Origin of the sequence: Nitrosospira multiformis, assembly GCF_900103165.1 — a bacterium.
In the GTDB taxonomy this organism is placed as follows: Bacteria; Pseudomonadota; Gammaproteobacteria; order Burkholderiales; family Nitrosomonadaceae; genus Nitrosospira; species Nitrosospira multiformis_D.
On record NZ_FNKY01000001.1, the window covers coordinates 1,589,901 to 1,608,272 of the forward strand.

The 18,372-nt window shown below is 52.6% G+C and carries 19 protein-coding genes; 12 read left to right on the forward strand and 7 right to left on the reverse strand.

Features of this window, described 5'->3' with window-relative positions; genetic code table 11:
• Nucleotides 1-179 precede the first annotated feature (179 nt).
• The 5 genes from arsC to BLR00_RS07160 all read left to right on the forward strand — a co-directional run bounded on the left by arsC (nt 180) and on the right by BLR00_RS07160 (nt 4,592).
• Entirely contained in the window at nt 180-533 is a 354-nt protein-coding gene (gene arsC, locus BLR00_RS07140) for an arsenate reductase (glutaredoxin) (protein WP_074631737.1), read from the forward strand.
• A gap of 107 nt (nt 534-640) precedes the next feature.
• Nucleotides 641-1,015 (forward strand): hypothetical protein, encoded by a 375-nt coding sequence (locus tag BLR00_RS07145; RefSeq protein WP_074631738.1) that lies wholly within the window; start codon nt 641-643, stop codon nt 1,013-1,015.
• Between the two features lie 168 nt (nt 1,016-1,183).
• A complete protein-coding gene (locus BLR00_RS07150) occupies nt 1,184-2,689 on the forward strand; it encodes a sensor histidine kinase (protein WP_081346665.1) in 1,506 nt (501 codons plus the stop codon).
• A 38-nt stretch (nt 2,690-2,727) separates the two neighbouring features.
• Entirely contained in the window at nt 2,728-3,216 is a 489-nt protein-coding gene (locus tag BLR00_RS07155; protein ID WP_254773428.1) for a dihydrolipoamide acyltransferase, read from the forward strand.
• A gap of 14 nt (nt 3,217-3,230) precedes the next feature.
• A complete protein-coding gene (locus BLR00_RS07160; protein WP_074631740.1) occupies nt 3,231-4,592 on the forward strand; it encodes a sigma 54-interacting transcriptional regulator in 1,362 nt (453 codons plus the stop codon).
• A 9-nt stretch (nt 4,593-4,601) separates the two neighbouring features.
• On the opposite strand, the gene BLR00_RS07165 is transcribed toward BLR00_RS07160, so the two are convergent.
• A complete protein-coding gene (locus tag BLR00_RS07165; RefSeq protein WP_074634187.1) occupies nt 4,602-6,167 on the reverse strand; it encodes a LodA/GoxA family CTQ-dependent oxidase in 1,566 nt (521 codons plus the stop codon).
• A 321-nt stretch (nt 6,168-6,488) separates the two neighbouring features.
• Here BLR00_RS07165 and BLR00_RS07170 point away from each other — a divergent pair, with 321 nt between their 5' ends.
• Both BLR00_RS07170 and BLR00_RS07175 read left to right on the forward strand, forming a co-directional pair.
• The gene (locus tag BLR00_RS07170; RefSeq protein WP_074631741.1) at nt 6,489-7,160 is read left to right on the forward strand and encodes a dienelactone hydrolase family protein; all 672 of its coding nucleotides are present in this window, start codon (nt 6,489-6,491) and stop codon (nt 7,158-7,160) included.
• Nucleotides 7,136-7,840 (forward strand): phosphoribosyltransferase, encoded by a 705-nt coding sequence (locus BLR00_RS07175; RefSeq protein ID WP_081346837.1) that lies wholly within the window; start codon nt 7,136-7,138, stop codon nt 7,838-7,840. The genes BLR00_RS07170 and BLR00_RS07175 overlap by 25 nt, the downstream gene beginning before the upstream one ends.
• A gap of 256 nt (nt 7,841-8,096) precedes the next feature.
• Here the strand turns inward: BLR00_RS07175 and BLR00_RS07180 are convergent, their stop codons facing one another.
• The 6 genes from BLR00_RS07180 to BLR00_RS07205 are packed head-to-tail and all read right to left on the reverse strand — an operon-like array spanning nt 8,097 to nt 13,109.
• Nucleotides 8,097-8,912 carry a M48 family metallopeptidase gene (locus tag BLR00_RS07180; protein ID WP_074631742.1) on the reverse strand — a complete coding sequence of 272 codons (816 nt, stop codon included), beginning with the start codon at nt 8,910-8,912 and terminating at the stop codon, nt 8,097-8,099.
• Between the two features lie 59 nt (nt 8,913-8,971).
• Nucleotides 8,972-9,619 carry a PEP-CTERM sorting domain-containing protein gene (locus BLR00_RS07185; RefSeq protein WP_074631743.1) on the reverse strand — a complete coding sequence of 216 codons (648 nt, stop codon included), beginning with the start codon at nt 9,617-9,619 and terminating at the stop codon, nt 8,972-8,974.
• A gap of 21 nt (nt 9,620-9,640) precedes the next feature.
• Nucleotides 9,641-10,135 (reverse strand): peptidylprolyl isomerase, encoded by a 495-nt coding sequence (locus BLR00_RS07190; RefSeq protein WP_074631744.1) that lies wholly within the window; start codon nt 10,133-10,135, stop codon nt 9,641-9,643.
• A gap of 8 nt (nt 10,136-10,143) precedes the next feature.
• Nucleotides 10,144-10,752 carry a peptidylprolyl isomerase gene (locus BLR00_RS07195; protein WP_074631745.1) on the reverse strand — a complete coding sequence of 203 codons (609 nt, stop codon included), beginning with the start codon at nt 10,750-10,752 and terminating at the stop codon, nt 10,144-10,146.
• Nucleotides 10,753-10,806: 54 nt separating this feature from the next.
• The gene (locus BLR00_RS07200; RefSeq protein ID WP_074631746.1) at nt 10,807-12,057 is read right to left on the reverse strand and encodes a L,D-transpeptidase family protein; all 1,251 of its coding nucleotides are present in this window, start codon (nt 12,055-12,057) and stop codon (nt 10,807-10,809) included.
• Nucleotides 12,054-13,109, reverse strand: coding sequence for a nuclear transport factor 2 family protein (locus BLR00_RS07205; protein ID WP_074631747.1), 1,056 nt, complete (start codon nt 13,107-13,109; stop codon nt 12,054-12,056). Before BLR00_RS07205 ends, BLR00_RS07200 begins: the two co-directional genes overlap by 4 nt.
• A gap of 108 nt (nt 13,110-13,217) precedes the next feature.
• Here BLR00_RS07205 and cysS point away from each other — a divergent pair, with 108 nt between their 5' ends.
• The 5 genes from cysS (at nt 13,218) to BLR00_RS07230 (ending at nt 18,363) form a co-directional block, all read left to right on the forward strand.
• Nucleotides 13,218-14,612 carry a cysteine--tRNA ligase gene (gene cysS / locus BLR00_RS07210; RefSeq protein WP_074631748.1) on the forward strand — a complete coding sequence of 465 codons (1,395 nt, stop codon included), beginning with the start codon at nt 13,218-13,220 and terminating at the stop codon, nt 14,610-14,612.
• A 292-nt stretch (nt 14,613-14,904) separates the two neighbouring features.
• A complete protein-coding gene (locus BLR00_RS07215) occupies nt 14,905-15,297 on the forward strand; it encodes a DUF5675 family protein (RefSeq protein WP_074631749.1) in 393 nt (130 codons plus the stop codon).
• A gap of 16 nt (nt 15,298-15,313) precedes the next feature.
• Nucleotides 15,314-15,844, forward strand: a complete 531-nt coding sequence (locus BLR00_RS07220; protein ID WP_074631750.1) for a hypothetical protein — start codon at nt 15,314-15,316, stop codon at nt 15,842-15,844.
• Nucleotides 15,845-15,871: 27 nt separating this feature from the next.
• Entirely contained in the window at nt 15,872-16,597 is a 726-nt protein-coding gene (locus tag BLR00_RS07225) for an EI24 domain-containing protein (protein WP_074631751.1), read from the forward strand.
• A gap of 23 nt (nt 16,598-16,620) precedes the next feature.
• A complete protein-coding gene (locus BLR00_RS07230; RefSeq protein WP_074631752.1) occupies nt 16,621-18,363 on the forward strand; it encodes a tetratricopeptide repeat protein in 1,743 nt (580 codons plus the stop codon).
• Nucleotides 18,364-18,372: the final 9 nt, after the last annotated feature.

Genomic DNA, 18,372 nt, shown 5'->3' on the forward strand with positions numbered 1-18,372 from the left:
TCACGAACTTGTAAGTATTTGCTAAAGTAGCGGCTATATAAAAGGGCGCCCACTCGTGTGCATCATCCGGCATTTTGCGATGATTCGATGTCATGCGAGATTTTACAAGCAGCCTCCAGAGCCCGCAGCAATGCGGATCAAGCTTGACAAGACTCGGGGTTGAGACAGGAGAAAATTGCATGAGTAACAAGATTACCGTTTATCATAAACCCACATGCAGTAAATGCCGTGCCACGCTTGCACTTCTCAAGGACAGTGGCCAAGAGTTCGATGCGGTCAATTATTATGAGATGCCTCTAACCGTCGCGGGATTGCGTGAACTGATCGAAAAACTGGGGGTGCCGGTACGTGATGTACTACGTAGCGACGAACCACTGGCACGCAGCCTGAAGCTGGCTGAACAGCAGCTAGCCGATGATGAATTAATAAAGATCATGGTGGACAACCCGGACCTGATTCAGCGGCCCATTGTCGTGCGTGGTGACAAGGCCGTATTGTGTCGCCCACCGGAGAACGTGATGAAGTTGTTGTAGCGAATTATTCAGCGATTGAGAGATTGAAGCCGCGCCGAACGGTTGGGGCGACAGTGTGGCGGAGTGCGGTGGAGCATGGTGATACTTGATAGGGAAGGCGAAATGATATGAATATGAGATCAATCGATATGTTGCGGCGGATTTGTCCACTTGTCCTTGCATTGCTGCTGGGAGTATTCGCTACCCTGGTGCAGGCGGAATGTACTGGATGCCTGTGTCCGGGTAACCCATGTAAATTATGTTCATTGCCGCCCACAAAAGATACTTCTCCTGCGGGGGATGAAGCGGCGGCGTGTCTCAAAATCCGGGAGAAAGTGCCGCCAGTTTCAAAGAATACGGAGCCAAATGAGCATTATGCGAGTCTGAACAATGCGATGCGGGAGTGTGTAAAAAATGGTGGTGATGTTATTGTGAATTCGCGCCGGAATAAGGAATTTCCTTCCAAGCACTATTGCAAGCCTTACGTTGCCTCAACGCCATAGACATCACAAGCTCGATGATGGGTGTCGTGACATGAAGGGTTACGACCAATAAGACTATTCAGATTTTCTGAATTATCAGCATAATCTACGGATTATCTACGGATAAAAAAATAATCGGATATTAACTCAGGCATCGGCCCTGGCAGGTTTGTCGGTCAAAGGATAAAAATGGTTGTTCATGGGGATACCGTAAGACAGGAGAATGGTACTGGCGCCACTTCTTCGTCTCGGTTACGGCGTAAGCCCAAATCTTTTCTGAAACTGATTTTGTTTGGATTTGCACTGGTGGGTCTGCCGCTTATCATCGCACTCATCAACAGCGCATTCTCCATCGACCGGTTGGCGGATCAAAGCCGCAGGGCTGTATATCAGGCGGCGCAAATTGCGCATGGCAGTCGTGTCCTGGCGGACGAAATTGCAGCCATGGAGCGTGCCGTGCGGCAGACACATATCCTGGGTGACACATCCCTGCTCGAAAATTACTTTAGGGCGCACAAGAAATTCGAGAGCACCGCGACGAGCCTTTTTGAGCTTTCCTTGCATACCGAACAGAAGCAATTACTGGAGCAGATGCAGTTATTGGAGGAATCGATTTTCGGGAACGTGTCGGCTATGAAGCAATCACCGGAAGCACTCCGCGATCTGGTTGGCAAATTTGTGCCTCTGCGGGATTCAGCGCGAACATTTTCAGCGGTCGGTTATGCGTTGATTGAACGTGAAGTGGGTGAAATGCAGGATATGGCGGGGGATGCCCGCTTTACCGTCGGATGGCAGTTGCTTGCCTTGATTCCATTCGCGATTCTACTGGCATTTATCTTTTCATTACGGATTGCGCATCCAATACGTCAGATTGACGAGGCGATTCGTACCATGGGGGAAGGCGCGCTATTTAAAGCCATACGGGTGGATGGTCCTCAGGACTTAAGGTATCTTGGTGAACGCCTGGATTGGCTACGCCGCAGGTTGCTGAAACTGGAAGAACAGAAGACCCGGTTTCTGCAGCACGTTTCTCACGAACTCAAGACACCACTTACCGCCATGCGCGAAGGTGCCGACTTGCTTGCGGAAGGCGTAGCGGGGGAACTGACGGAAGAACAACAGCGTATCGCAACTATCCTGTACAACAACAGCATACAATTACAACGGCGCATAGAAGATTTGCTGAGTTACAGTGCGCTTCAGACCGAGAAAGCGGCTCTGGTGAAACGACCGGCGAATCTGGCAAAAATTCTGGATGCCGTGTTACAAGACCAGAATCTTATCATTATGAGCAAAGGCTTGAAAATTGATGTTTCCTGCCCGGAACTGATGGTTGATTGCGATAAACAAAAAATTAAAGTCATTGTGGATAATTTGCTATCGAACGCGGTCAAGTTCTCTCCTGCCGGTGGATGTATAAAAATCTGGGCGAGTGAAGTGGATGAGATGGTGCGATTCGATATTCTGGATGCCGGTGCCGGTGTTGACGAGGTGGATCGTGAGAAAGTATTCGAGCCTTTTTATCAGGGACGACAAGTCCTCGACAGTCATATAAAGGGAACAGGACTGGGATTATCCATCGCTCGTGAGTACGCGCTCGCGCATGGTGGCACGATAGAGCTTGTGCAGCAGGCCACTAATGGCGCCCATTTTCGCCTTACCCTGCCGATTCGTGATATGGAAGGAACCTTATGAGCGCACGCCGGAAATTCTGGATTCTGCCGGTAGTTATATTGGCGTTGCTGGCCGCCTGCTCCACTGTTCCTGAAAATCAGCAACCTGCAGAGCCGTTGCCATTCGACTTAATCGTAACCGGTCAGATGGAAGATCTGATGCAATACTACGATGCCTTGCGTAAGCAGCCCGCGGCGGACCTTGCTCGCGTGTACGACAAGGTAAAACAGAATTTCGTACAAAACAAAAGCGATGCAAATCGAGCCAGGCTGATATTGCTTCTTATCTTGCCCAACACTCCTTTCCGTGACACCACTTCAGCGCTTTATCTGCTTAACGAATGGCCACGCGATGCAAAACCGGCAACGGGTTTGCAAAGTTTCAGAAACCTGCTGGCGGCACTCCTCACGGAACAGCAACGGTTAAGCAATAGCGTGGATGAATTATCACTAAAATTGAAAGAAGAACAAAAACGTACGGAAACTTTACAAAATCAGATTGAGGCCATTAAGAGCATGGAAAAAAATCTCATTCTCAGAGAACTGTAAACCTTCAAAAAAATATGCCTGACTCCAATCCAAGAATCCTCATCGTCGACGACGATACCGATCTGCTGGAATTACTCACGATCCGGCTTACCGCCGCTGGCTACAAAGTGGAAGCCGTGCCAAGCGCGGAGATGGCACTTAATTATCTGGATGTATCGCGCCCGCAACTCGTCATTAGCGATATGCAGATGAGCGGTATGGATGGGATGGCGCTATTCGAACAAATTCACCGCACGTTGCCCACCTTGCCAGTGATAATCCTGACAGCGCATGGCACCATTCCCGATGCGGTGGCAGCTGTTCAGCGGGGCGTATTCGGCTATCTCGCCAAACCTTTTGACAGCAAGACGCTACTGGCTAACATTAGCCAAGCCCTCAGGCTTGCCCCCGGCACTGCGGGACAAACCGAGACGTCACAAGCATCGTGGTCCAAGACTATTATTACGCAAAGTGCGGTAATGGAGGATCTTCTCACCAAAGCGGGACTGGTGGCGGAAGGGGATGCAAGTGTACTGATTTATGGTGAGAGCGGTGTTGGCAAGGAACTGTTTGCTCACGCCATACATGAAGCATCAAAACGTCGCCATCATCCATTTGTGGCGATAAATTGCGCGGCGATTCCAGAGCAATTGCTGGAATCCGAGTTATTCGGACACGTCAAGGGAGCGTTTACAGGTGCTGTGAGGGATCACAAGGGCTTGTTGCAATTAGCGGAAAAAGGGACACTGTTCCTGGATGAAATCGGAGACATGCCGCTCTTGCTCCAGGTCAAATTATTGCGCGTTCTCCAGGAAAGGCAAGTGCGCCCAGTTGGGTCCATGCAGACAATTCCTGTGAATGTCCGCATTATTTCCGCAACTCACCGTGATCTCAAGGTCGAAATCGCTAATGGCAGTTTTCGGGAAGATCTCTATTACCGACTGGATGTCGTGGCATTAACCATTCCGGTCTTGTCGCAGCGGCGGGAGGATATTCCTTTGCTGGCGAATCATTTCCTTGGTACATTTTCTGTGAAATACGATAAGAATATCAATGGATTCTCTCCCGAGGCGATGGAAATGATGGTGGGTGCTTCATGGCCCGGTAACGTGAGGCAACTGATGAATGTGGTGGAGCAGTGCGTTGCCTTGAGTACCGCTCCCCTGATTTCACCGGTCCTGGTGTACGATGCCATGCATAAAGAAGAGGAGCAACTCGTTTCTTTCGAGGATGCGCGCAAGAGTTTCGAGAGAGATTATCTGGTGCGCGTGCTCAAAATCACGGGTGGCAACGTGACCCAGGCAGCGCGTCTCGCAAAACGCAATCGCACCGAATTCTACAAACTTCTCCAAAGATATCAGCTCGACCCCTCCGTTTTCAAGCAACCTCAAGGCTGACCTTCCTATCTAAGACTGGCCATCTATGGGATTACGCTCATCCTCAACAAATTTTTCGCCTTTCTTTACAACAAAGCCAAGTTCCGTCCACCACCGGACCATATCCCCGTAGTCTTGTATGCCTCGCGAGAATGGCTGAATCCGCCCCGATGCGGTAACGACATCGACCGGGCGCTGAGCGGGCCACCATAGCTCACCGCAAGCCAGAAAGTCGGCCTGCCAGGGCAATGCCATGCGTTCGGTCAGAAACCCGGGAGGGAGGGTGTGTTTGATTCGAAATGATCCTTCGTAGGTCGCAGCCTGCGCGATAACGTAGGTCACCTCGATACCGGGAAAGAATGGCGCGCCAATGCAACCTTCCAATGATGCTCGCGTCAGGGCATCGGGTCTTAGTTTCAGCGGCAATTCATCGAACGGAACGGGTACCGGCTCTGCCGTCCAGTCGGCTTCGAAATTGCCCTGCGACCATTTTTCCATCATGGTGTACTGATACTCCGTCAGTGCCGTGTACTCGCCCTGCTCGGGGTTGTCCGGATCGAGACCACTATTCACTTTTGGCATGGCCGGCGGAAGTTGTGGCGGTGGTGTATTGGGATCGACACGCGTATTCGGTTTCATCAACCACCTGAAGACCGATTCGCGTGCGGACTTTCCGTTTTCACTCTTGTCCGCCAACTTACTCAATCGCGCAACGTTCAGAAAATTACCAGCAGTGCCATGATGACGATTTTCCTGCTCGACTACCCAATGCAGCATTACTGTTCGTTTCAGGATGGGATAGATATCCCGTGTAAATGAGGGCACATTTTTTATGAGGCGCGGTGAGAAATTCCTCGCGGCGACATTTAGCGCCTGGTCATACCAGGTTGTGACGTTTTCGATGCCCGGGGCATACGACGGGGGAGCAACCACAACCCATGCACCCCCTTCCGCCGTGACGGGTATTTCACCATCGACTTCCACCACAGCGCTTACAGGACCATCGGAAACGCCATCATACCAGCCATCATTGTTCGCAAAACTATCCAGGCCCCGGCCGGTCGGAGAGCCTGATTTGCCTGGGCCGCCAACAACGATGAGCCGACCTTTTTCATCGGTCAGGAGCCGTCCAAGCTCAACCTTTTCACTACCTTCGACATTTCCGTTTCTGATGAAGTGAATTTCTCCACTTAGCGCCAAAGCAGTTTTATTTTTCCCGGATACCGATTGCAACGAAGCATCCACGACTAATCCGGCGCGGTCGTAACCAGCATTTCTTGGGGAAGAAGACGGACCCCCTGGGGGGAAATTTCCTCCCGCCGCTTTACTATTGGCAAGATGAACGCTCCAGGTGATTTTTGTCTTCTTATCCAGCATAACTTCGTTGTTGAGCGATTCCTTCCCAAATTCATCGCGGGTGAATTTATAGATTCGGAACCGGACACCTTGCGGTTTTATTTTCCCCGGTGATGAATCGTCACGATAAGGTCCCTCCGGTACGATGCCTGGAGATTCCGGGCCCAGGAAATAGCCGGTCTCACTGTTTCCTATCCGCGCGACTCCTATCGCCGGGTAGATCCGGTAAATCGTTTTCATTTTTACTTGCTCCCTATAAAAATTGAGAAAGAAATCTGTGCCACCCTTTAAATAATAGTACGAGCCCATGACAATTTCCGTGATTTTTTCGTGCTGGGCAGCCGCAATCCCATTCCGGTGGCCTAAATATCAACCGAGTTCCGTCATGCCAGCTCCGCAATAAGAAACATCCAGCTATGTTCGGAATCGCACGGAAATCGCACGGAACTTCCATCAAAGTTATTTCATTCCATTCGTTTGGATAATCAGTAAAACGTAGTTGATGCCTATCTTGATTGCCCTGTCCGCCTGTTCCATAAAATTGGGATCATAAGAAATCCTATGCCCGCCCGTTCGATGCATGATGCTCACGAGACTACGGCTCTACGCATACCGGCGGGTGGTGTGCTGTTGAGTGCGGATTTAACTGTACCTGCGGGCGCGGAGGCCATTATTGCCTTCGCTCATGGGAGCGGCAGTAGCCGGCACAGCACCCGAAACCGTTATGTCGCGGAAACGCTGAACGGATATGGATTTGCCACGCTTCTCGCCGATCTTCTGACGGAAGAAGAGGAGATCATCGATTTGCGGACACGTCATCTGCGCTTCGATATTCCAATGCTGGCGGGCAGGCTGGTTGATATCGCGGCATGGTTGCAAGATCAAGCGAAGATGAAACAGTTGAAAATCGGCTGGTTTGGGGCCAGTACCGGGGCTGGCGCTGCGCTGATTGCCGCGGCGCGGTGTCCGGAAAATATCATGGCTGTCGTTTCACGTGGCGGCAGGCCGGATCTGGCCGGGGATTATCTGCGGGACGTTACGGCGCCTGTATTGCTGATCGTGGGAGAAAACGATCCTCAGGTTCTGGATCTCAATAAATGGGCACTTGCGCAGCTCAATGCCCAGTCAAAACTGGAAATTGTGCCCAATGCAACGCATCTGTTTGAAGAGTCCGGCACGCTTGAAGCCGCCGCGTTTCTGGCGGCCCAATGGTTCCGCGATCACTTGAAATAGCCGGGGGGATCAATCGGGTGGTGGCTACCTTTTACCGTTTTGCAAACAGAACAGAAGCTGGGAAGCGGCTTGCGGATGCACTATCCGGTTATACCGGTAGAAGCGATATCCTCATTCTGGCGCTGCCGCGGGGGGGTGTTCCTGTTGCTTATGAAGTGGCGAAAGCCCTGTCTGCGACGATGGATCTGTGGCTTGTCCGCAAGCTTGGTGTGCCGGGACACGAAGAATTGGCGCTAGGTGCGCTGGCAGGGAAGAGTATCCGTATTTTCAATCAAGATATTATTGATCTTCTCAATATTGACGAGACGGTTATCGATGGCATCGTAGCCAGGGAACAGGCCGAGTTGGAAAGACGCAACACGCTCTACCGGCAGGGTAAATCGCCGCCAGGTATAGAAGGGAAAACAATCATTATTATCGATGACGGTCTGGCTACCGGTGCGACCATGCGTGTTGCGATTGCATCCCTCCGTCAGGCGGGCGCGGCACGGATCATCGTGGCTGTTCCGGTTGGTGCGGCATCCACCTGCGGCAAAATCGGTAAAGAAGCGGATGAGTTTATATGCCTGCACGCGCCGGAGCCTTTTTACGGCGTCGGACAATGGTATAGCGATTTTTCCCAGACCTCGGATGAGGACGTGCTGGCGCTTCTAAACGATGTCACAACAAGCCTTGGGTGAACTCTATATTCGTAGATCCTCCACCAAAACCGGTTTTTTCAGAAGGCTCGAATGGAGCAGATGGGGCCAATGACCGCACACTTTACCCCGCTTACTACCGGATTCAGGATAAATGGTTGTACCACTAACGGGGGGTCGTGTATCACACGGCCCCGTTTAGCTTGATCGGCCCGGAATTTGTAAACGTGAGCGCTTATCGCAAGATTAAAGACGATCGTGATTTTTACACAACCTCCAATACGATTCAGCTTCAGCTTCAGCGGCGTGCAGCCTGGTAGAGAGGCGTAACGATTGGCAGCAATGATTCGATCTGCTGAACCCGGGTTGAGTCGGCTGGATGGCTGCTCAGAAATTCGGGTGGCTTCGAGCCGTCGCTAGCGCTCATCATCTTTTGCCACAGGGTTATCCCGGCGCGTGGATTGTAACCCGCACGGGCGCTCAGCTCCAGACCGATACGATCGGCCTCCGCCTCGTCAGTACGGCTAAAATGGGTGGCTATCAGCGCTTCATAACCAACATTGGCGAGTTGCGCCGCATTCTGACCGAGGCCAAGCAATGCCGATCCAACGCCCATGGCGGCCTGTGCGGCAATCGCCTGGGAGACCTGTTCACGTGAGTGTTCGCGTAAGGCATGGGCGATTTCATGCCCCATTACGACCGCAATCTCCTCATCGGTCAGCTTCAGGCGATTAATCAGTCCCGAATAAAACATGATTTTGCCGCCGGGCATGCAGAAGGCATTGAGCTCATTGCTATCAATAATATTGACTTCCCACTTCCAGCCGGGCGCATCCCGGCGGAATACGCCGGTTTGCGGTTCGATCCGGCGGGCTATGGCCTGCACTCGCTGCAGCAGCTTGCTATCCTGGTTTAGCGCGCCTTTTTCTGTTGCGTCCGCTTTCATCTTGGTATAACCCTGCGCCGCTGTCTGCTCCAATTGCTCCGAGGAAATAAGCATGAGCTGAGAGCGGTTGGCCCCAACCGCCCCACCTGTGGTGGTGGTTGCGCATCCGCTGAGCACCGCTAACCATAGACTGATTGATATGGCTGCAAGAAGTCGAAGAATGGACATGATTTCTCCCGATAAAATATTTTGTCATACGTATTCAGAGAACCCCGGCGACTGATTCCTCAATACTTCCGGCGGCGTATAACTACGAGTGCGGTGGCAGCCAGGCCAATCAAAGCAAGTATTCCCGGTTCGGGAACGACGGCGGAGGAACGGAAATTAAGTGCTTCCACGGCATCGAGTGTATAGGCTTCGGGAAAACCTTGCCCGCTATTGCCTGCCGCGGTTATCCTGAGATAGCTGATCTCGCTGAGTCCCGTACCGGATATGTCCACATTCGTAATGCACGGGAATGCGAGAGAGCACGAGAAATTCAACAGATCTCCGGCGAGGGAAAACGCGTGAATGAAGCTGGACCCATTAGCGCTGATATCCAGACTGAATCCGTCCAGAAAGCTGAAAGTATCGTAAAACCGGAGATCCGGGCCGGCTCCGTCAAGCACCTCGCCACTGCTGAAACGCATGGTGATAGTACCTGGAGTCCCCGTGGCGCCGCCCAGGGCAACTATTGTTCCGTCCAATGCCTTTATCGCAGCCGTTACCGCCTGCAGGTCATCAATACCCTCTCCGTCGATAATTCCATCGTCAATCCCGAAACCGGCGCCCCCATTGAAACTGATCACGGAGTCGGCAAAGGGGAGGGCATGGAGCATGGCGGAGGATATGCCCAGCACCGCGGCAAGGCAGAATGAAAGAAAATTTTTGTTCATGGACCCCCCGCAACGATTCCGCTATTGAACGACTTCCGCTTTCTGCACTACCACATCCTCCAAAGGCACGTTCTGGTGCCCGCTTCGATCGGCCGTTTTTACTTTCTTGATCTGGTCTACCACATCCTTGCCTTCCGTGACTTTGCCAAATACACAATAGCCAAAACCCTGAGAAGTCGATGAAGTGTAATTGAGAAAATTATTATCGGCGACATTGATGAAAAACTGTGCGGAAGCGGAGTGGACATCGGAGGTGCGTGCCATGGCGACCGTATATTTTTCGTTCTTGAGCCCATTGGCGGCCTCGTTCTGAATCGGCGCGCGGGTCTGTTTCTGCTTCATGCCCGGCTCAAAGCCGCCTCCCTGAATCATGAAGCCGTCAATCACGCGATGGAATATCGTATTGTCATAATGTCCGCTGTTTACATAGTCGATAAAATTCTGGGCGGTCAATGGCGCTTTCTCGCTGTCGAGTTCAAGTGAAATGATGCCGTGATTGGTATGCAATTTGATCATGTTTGTCCTTATTTGGTGGGGGTGCTGGCTGCGGCAGAGGGTTCCGCCGCGATGAGTCTGACTTCTTCGATGACCACGGTTACCTTAGGGACATCGCTTGGGAAAGGTCCCGCCGGACCGGTGGGCGTGTCTGCGATCTTGTTGACGATCTCCATTCCCTTCACGACTTTTCCAAATACGGTATAACCATAGCCCTGTGGCGTAGGCGCGGTATGGTTAAGAAAAGCGTTATTGGCGACATTGATAAAAAACTGTGCCGAGGCCGAATGCGGATCCGACGTGCGGGCCATGGCAACGGTCCCAATCTCGTTCCTGAGGCCATTGGCCGCTTCATTCTCAACGGGTTGTCTTGCCGGCTTTTGTCTGAGCGTCTTATCGAAGCCGCCGCCCTGAATCATGAATCCAGGGATGACCCGGTGAAACACGGTGCCTGTATAGTAACCATCCTTCACGTAGCTTAAGAAATTTCCTACCGTCTTCGGTGCTTTATCCGGATAGAGTTCCAGCACTATAGTGCCGAAATTGGTCTTGATTTCAACCTGGGGATTGGCAGCGTAAGCCGTTGTGATAGTACTGAAAAGAAGTGAGAGAGCAGTGAGAAGTTTGATGATATGCATGGGCTGCCTGTAAAAAAGGGAAATCAATCGATTATTTTTATCATAATACTGAAACTATGCCGCACTTTCATAGATAATTTTCCATGAGCCTTCTTTGTTTTCCTTCATCCAGTATTGGCGTTTTTTCATTTTGTTGGACAGGTTGTTGCTGGAATATTCCTGATCGAAATTGACGACTACCAGGTCGTCCCTGCCGGGGTAAAGAAACATGCCGACATTGCTGATACCCACCTTGATCCAGCTTTTGGCGGCATTCACCTGGCGTTTGTGCTGTATCCATTCAGCCAGGCCCTGGTCGCCGCTGGAGAAATTCCGTCCATAGTGCCTGATATATGCCTCGATATTCCCACTCTCCCAATCACGCCGCCAGCTTTCCAGTTTTTGCGTCAATCTGTTGCGGAGTATGACTGTATCATCAGGTTTTACCCATTCCATTTCGTCACTGATGATGATGGGAGTGATGCCGACTTGCAAGGTCGCACCCACCGCATTCAGATCCTGATTGGAGAGTACTACGCACCCATCGCTGGCGCGAGGCGGGCGGCTGTAGGTGTTTGAGGGCGTTCCATGCAGCCAGATGCCATAACCATTGCGCCCGTGGCGCTTATCCCACTCGTTGGGATAATTGATAGGAAATGCACCGCTGCCGTAGAAATCCGTAAGTTTTTCACGTGGCAGATTGGCAGTGATGAAATACACTCCGACAGGCGTTTTCTTGTCACCTTCCTTCAGTTTCTGTGAGCCATTCTTGCCGCTGCTGATGTAATAATCGGCAAGATAACGGGCTTCCCCACGAACATTCTGGTACATATAAAGCCGGGATCTGCGGGTATCGGCAATGATTGCGTATTTTTGCTCCGGCTGCATTTGCAGCAGATATTTAGGTGTCGCATTACGCGGGACCGATTCCCGGTGATGCTGCATTCTGGCGCGCGCCTCCTCACGCAGATCGGCAATGTCCTGTTGTGGCATCCCTCCCGTATCGCCCATATTATTGATGGGGCGGGCACGAGCCAGCAGCAGGTCACCCTTGATCAATTGCGCAAGCCGGAAATTGGGGTTGGTCTTGAGTAATTGCTCGATTCCGTTCAAAGCGGAATCCATGCGGCTCTCGGCGATTTCCTGCAAGCTTTTGACGAGCGCCGTTTCCGGCCCGGCCATGGGGAGTTCCGTCAAGATTGAGTTTTCACTTGCGAGTACGCCGGGGATTGCGAGACAGTATGCTGCCAGTGCGGCTGTGGTAATCGTGGTTTTTACGGATAGACGATCCCGTTTCAGGGAAACAGGGCAATTTTGCGATTTCATCGTCCGACCTGCTCCTGCTGTATCAGCCACTTTTCCCCTGTCTTGACCATCTCAATGGTTTTGGTGGTGGTGCTTTTGATCGCATCCGAGTGATACGATTGCCTGAAGCTTACCGTGGCGTGCGCGGTATTGGTGAAGCTGATTTTGGGATGGGTGATTTCGACATGGATAGACTTTGGCTTGCCGATGCGCTCCCGGCGGCTTTTCTCCCATGCCGGGCGCGAGGTGCCACGGGGGGTATGGAAGTCACTTGCGTAAAATGCGAGGTACGTGCTGGCATCCTTATCCGACCATGCCTTGGCCCAGGCATTGATTGCCTTAAGGATTTCTTTAGAGTCGTTATCCGCGACTGCTGGTTTTTCCGAAGCCGGTTTTTCAGCAAGAGGAGCTTTTTCGGGCACCGGTTTTTCGGCGGTTGCCGAAATATTGTCCGGAACCTTCTCCGGCGCTTTCCCCGCAATTTTTTCAGGACCTGTTACCGATGGCTTGCCTGCTGGCAGGGCGGCGGGTTGAACGCCTTTGGGCCGGTTCGTCGTGACCAGCTCTTTGATCATTGCGAGCTTGGTCTGCGCGGTGGCATTACTCTTGTCCAGCTGTAAAGCCTTGCCATATGCCTGACTCGCCATCTTCGCGTATATGTCACCGAGATTCTCGTGCGCGGTGGAATAACTGGGATGCGTGCGTATCGCTGCTTCCAGCGCACTCTTGGCCTTGTCATACTGGCCCTGGCTGGCGTAAAGCACGGCAAGATTATTATAGGGCTCGGGCAGATCCGGATACTCTTCCGATAGTGAAGAAAATACCTTGGTGGCATCGGCAATCCTGTTTTGCTCGGTAAGGATCAACCCCTTCTGGAAGCGCATTTGGGCGTCCTTGGGCCGGGTGGCAAGATAGGCATCTGCTTGTTCCAGCGCTTTGCCCAGATTACCCTGCTTATAAAGTTTGGCAACTTCCTCGCTTTCATCGGCAAACGTGGCAGCAGCCGCCATCAGCAAGACGACGGCACAGGCGGTCATGGACGCATTGGCCCGGTGAAAATTTAGCGATTTCATTGTGCTATACTGCTCCGGTTTTTGTTGAGCCAGCTCGGAATATTCTGGCTTCCGCCAAGATGCCTGCCGATTCTACCAAGAAGCCTGTCTATTTCACAATCTCGCCAGATGCTCAAGATTCATAATTCGCTCGTAAGAGAAAAACAGGATTTCGTTCCCCTGACGCCCGGCAGCGTTAGAATATATGTCTGTGGCATAACAGTCTATGATTATTGCCATCTCGGTCACGCACGCATGATGGTGGTATTCGATATGGTGGTGCGCTGGTTGCGGGCCAGCGGCCTTGATGTCACTTATGTGCGCAACATCACTGATATTGACGACAAAATCATCAAACGTGCGCAGGAAAACAATGAGCCCATCGAAACCCTGACTGCTCGTTTTATTCAGGCGATGGAGGAAGATGCCGTCGCGCTCGGAGTCGTGCCACCTACTTGCGAGCCGCGAGCTACCGGGCATGTGGAAAGAATGGTCGCCATGATCCATACCCTGCTGGATAAGGGTCTCGCCTACGCCGCAGCCAATGGCGATGTATATTATGCTGTGCATCGATTCCCGGGTTATGGAAAGCTTTCGGGGAAATCGCTTGACGATTTGCGAGCGGGGGAGCGCGTGATCATCGATCCATACAAGAAAGATCCGCTGGATTTCGTGTTATGGAAAGCCGCCAAGCCCGGCGAGCCCCGGTGGGATTCGCCCTGGGGCAGGGGGCGTCCCGGCTGGCATATCGAATGCTCGGCAATGAGCGAACATTTTCTGGGCGAGCATTTCGACATACACGGCGGGGGCCAGGACTTGCAGTTCCCGCATCATGAAAACGAAATTGCGCAAAGCGAAGGCGCGCATGATCATCCTTTCGTCAACTACTGGATGCACAACGGTTTCGTGCGTGTCGATGATGAGAAAATGTCCAAGTCGCTGGGCAATTTTTTCACTGTACGTGAAATACTTGATCGCTACCAACCGGAAGTGGTGCGTTTCTTTATTTTGCGTGCGCATTATCGCAGCCCGCTGAATTATTCCGACCAGCATCTGGAGGATGCCAAACGTGCACTCGACCGGCTTTACACGGCCCTGAAAGGAAGTGAGCAGGGAGGTGAGATAAGCGAGTCTGCCGAGGTAATAGACTGGAGCGAGGCTCCGGCACGGCGTTTCAGGGAAGCGATGAACGACGACTTCAACACCCCGGACGCCATCGCTGTACTGTTTGATCTTGCCAACGAAATTAACAAGACCGGTTCACCCGTGGATGTGGTATTGCTGAGAGCCTTGGGCGGTGTACTGGGGCTGCTGCAACAGGATTCACAGCAATATTTCCAGGATGCCGTGATTATGAGAGATCCCGCCTTTACCCAGGAACGCATTGAACGAATGATTCAACAGCGCCTCATCGCCCGTACCAATAAAGATTATGGTGAATCCGACCGTATCCGCAAGGAACTGCTGGATGCCGGCATTATTCTGGAGGATGGATCTCAGGGCACCGCTTGGCGGCGAGCATAAGTTTTGTCACCTTTTTGAACCGGAAGGTTCTTGACCTTGCCATCCGCAATTCAAGGCGAAATATTTCTCGCCTGTCCATCCTGTCGTTATTTTTTTGACACTAGTCCAAAGGTGGCTGACGACGGTATATCTGCTTAACTCCTTTACGTTCTATGCCATTGATCCAGTAATAGCCAGACAAAAATAGTGAAAACAATTCAAATATATACTATTTTTAAAGGACGAGGAGAAAGCGCGGGGAGGAAATGGGGCGACATCATTCCTGCCGCATAATAAAAAAGGAGAGATGAAAATGGAAATACGGGTAGAGAGAACAGATTTTTCGGAGAATAGCACGATCGGCAAGCTATACGTGGATGATCAATTTGAGTGCTACACGTTGGAAGATAAAGTCAGGCCGGTTAAGATCAAGGGGAAGACAGCCATCGCTGCGGGACGCTATGAAGTCATTATTAATTACTCACAGCGATTTGGCCGCCTGCTGCCACTTCTTCTGAATGTGCCCAACTTTGAGGGGGTGCGGATACACCCCGGAAATACAGCCGCGGATACGGAGGGATGTATACTGGTGGGGCAGACGAAGGATGCGGGATTCATCGGCCAAAGCCGACTCGCTTTCGAGCAGCTTTTCACTAAATTGAAAGCCGCATCCGAGACCGAAAAAATATTCATCGAGATAGCATAGCCGTATCGTCTGAGTAATGTTAAGTCTTCTGAAAGTACTGCTTTTCAGCTTCACCGCTGCATTGTCCTTCGTATCCCTGGATGCCTTGGCGTACACGGAAGCCGTTCCGTTCGTGCACGAGAAAATATCCGTGCTGTCCTCCGGCAAGAGAGTTGCCGTTTCATTCCGGGAGCGCCCATGCAAGAGCGGCGAGTGCCGTGAAGCCGATGCGGGTATGTGGGGCATCGATGGAGGTATTCCACGGTTTATCACCGAGGTTTTCCTTGTTTCCATCGACGGCAAGGAATTCGTCATTCCCAGGAAATTCTATCAGGATCTCACCAACACTTATCAACTGCGCATCTTTGAACAAAATGCACGCGTTATTATCGAACTTAAAGGCGGGGAAGCCGCAGGTGCCTATACGGCGCGTTTCAAGTTGGGCGGAATGTGCGGGTTCGAGCGGGAAGTCTGCGCCGAGGTGTGCAAGGAAATCTGGGAGCGGACCACTTGGTACAATGCGTTTGCCTACGAGGCGGATCCGCGATGCGGAAGTGGAATTCAATGAGTTTCGCCCTGAGAAGGAGAATTATCCATGATCCCCGTACTCGATGCGCTTTCGCGCGCCTTCCGCGATTTGTTCCGGTTTCAGGTCTTGTGGATTGTCATCTGGCCAATCCTGGTGGCCGCTTTGCTGTGGTTTATTCTGGGTGTGGTTTTCTGGAGCACTTTCTCGGGATGGATCGCAAGCGGGCTCACGGCGATCGGCATTCAAACCTGGCTTGAAGGCGTAGAACCGAGGTGGATTGCATATGGAATTCAGGGTGTGGCACATCTGATTCTTTTTGTGCCACTGGTTTTTATTACGGCGCTGGTGATTACCGCCTTGTTTGCCATGCCAGCGCTGGTTCATCTGGTAGCGGATCGTGATTACCCGCAACTTGAACGTGAAAATAACGGCGGCATTACAGGGAGCCTGCTCAATGCCCTGCTCGCCATCGGCATCTTTATCGCCATATGGCTTGCCACCATTCCATTGTGGCTGGTCGGCGCGGGGGTAGTTGTGCCATTTATTGCCGCAGCATATCTGAACCAGCGTTTGTTCCGTTATGACGCGCTCGCGGAGCACGCGCGCCGCGAAGAGATGGGGACGATATTTTCAACCTGTCGCCCGTCGCTTTGGTGCCTGGGTCTGCTAACCGGTCTGGTACAATTCATACCATTTTTCAATCTGTTTGCGCCAGTGCTGGCGGCCCTGGCTTTCGTTCATTTCGGTCTGGCGCGCCTCGTGGAACTGCGTCATCGACCGGGTGCAGGATAGTCAAGAATCAGGAGGGAATATCCATGCAATTGCGCATACTTTATAGCATGATGTTGGGGCTGGCGGTGACGGCAGGCGGGGTTACCGGTACATTCGCTCATACGGGCGAGAATGCTTCGGCATCCACGGTATCCGGGGCTGCCCACAAGCATCATGCGCAGGCGGTCCAGGATGATCAGGCTACACCCAGACTGTTAAACCTTGGGTCACATGCATTTCCGGTCAGCACCAGGAACAAGTTAGCCCAGCAATTCATTAACCAGGGACTGAATCTCTCCTACGCGTTCAATCATGCCGAGGCGGGCCGCTCGTTTCGGGAGGCGGCGCGGCTCGATCCCTCGCTTGCGATGGCATACTGGGGCCAGGCACTTGTGCTTGGACCCAACATCAACGCAATGATGGAGCCGAAGGATGAGGCGACGGCTCTGGATTTCGTACGGAAGGCTGCCTCGCTCATGGCGAAGGCATCTCCGCGCGAACAGGCGCTTATCAGTGCGCTGGAAAAACGTTATACCGGCAGCCCCGAGCAGCGCAAGGCGAGCAATAAGGCTTATGCGGATGCGATGCGGGAAGTCCATACACGCTTTCCGGATGATCTTGACATCGCGATGCTCTATGTCGAGGCGATGATGGATCTCAACTCCTGGGGTTACTGGATGCGGGACGGTTATCCGATCGGAGGGACCGCCGAAATTGTCGCGCTTACCGAGAACGTGATACGGCGCAACCCCAAACATCCGGGTGCGGTGCATATGTATATCCACCTCGTCGAGCCGACGAGTACGCCCGAACGGGCGGAGAAGGCGGCCGATACCCTTCTTACGCTGATGCCGGCGGCCGGACATGCAGTGCACATGCCGTCGCATATCTATCAGCGTGTGGGCCGCTATGCCGACGCGATAAAGAGTAATCAGCTTGCCATCGCGGCTGATGAGGAGTATCTGTCGCATAGCGATGTGCAGGGAATGTACCCCATTATGTACACCCCCCATAACATTCACTTTCTGTGGTTTGCCGCTACGATGGATGGGCAAAGCCGGCTTGCGATCGAATCGGCGCGAAAGGTAGCCGGCACGATAGATGATGCGGCACTGGAGGCTGTGCCGGGAACGGGAATATTCCGTGTCACACCGTATTGGGCATACGCGAAGTTCGGGAAGTGGAACGAGATTCTGCAGGAACCGCCGCCACCGGCTACCAACGCTTTCCTTAAGGGGGGCTGGCATTATGTGCGCGGCCTGGCGTTCGCGGCAACCAGGCAGTTGCCGCAGGCTGAGCAAGAGCTGGAAGCGTTGCGCGGGATCATGAAGAACGGGTCGCTGGATTGGCCGCTTATGTCGCTAAATACCGCACGCGACGTATTGAGTATCGGTCCCGAGGTGCTTGCTGGCGAGATTGCCACCGCCCGTGGACAGTTTGATTCGGCCATCGCACACCTTGACCGGGCGGTTCGTCTGGAAGATGCGTTGGTTTACACGGAGCCGTCGGAATGGCAGTCTTCCCCACGGCTGGTACTGGGTGCCATTCTGCTGGAAGCTGGGCGCGCGGCTGAAGCGGAGACGGTGTACTGGGAAGATCTGCGGAGAAATCGTAATAATGGCTGGGCGCTTTACGGATTGCTGCAGACGCTACGCGCGCAAAAGAAGGACGACCAGGCGGCATTAATCGAGGCACGTTTCAAAAAGGCGTGGGCGCGTGCCGATGTGGCGCTTAACGCATCGCGGTTCGGCTGCATTGCGGCGCCCCCGGCAGAAGTAGCACCATAGGTTTATTGC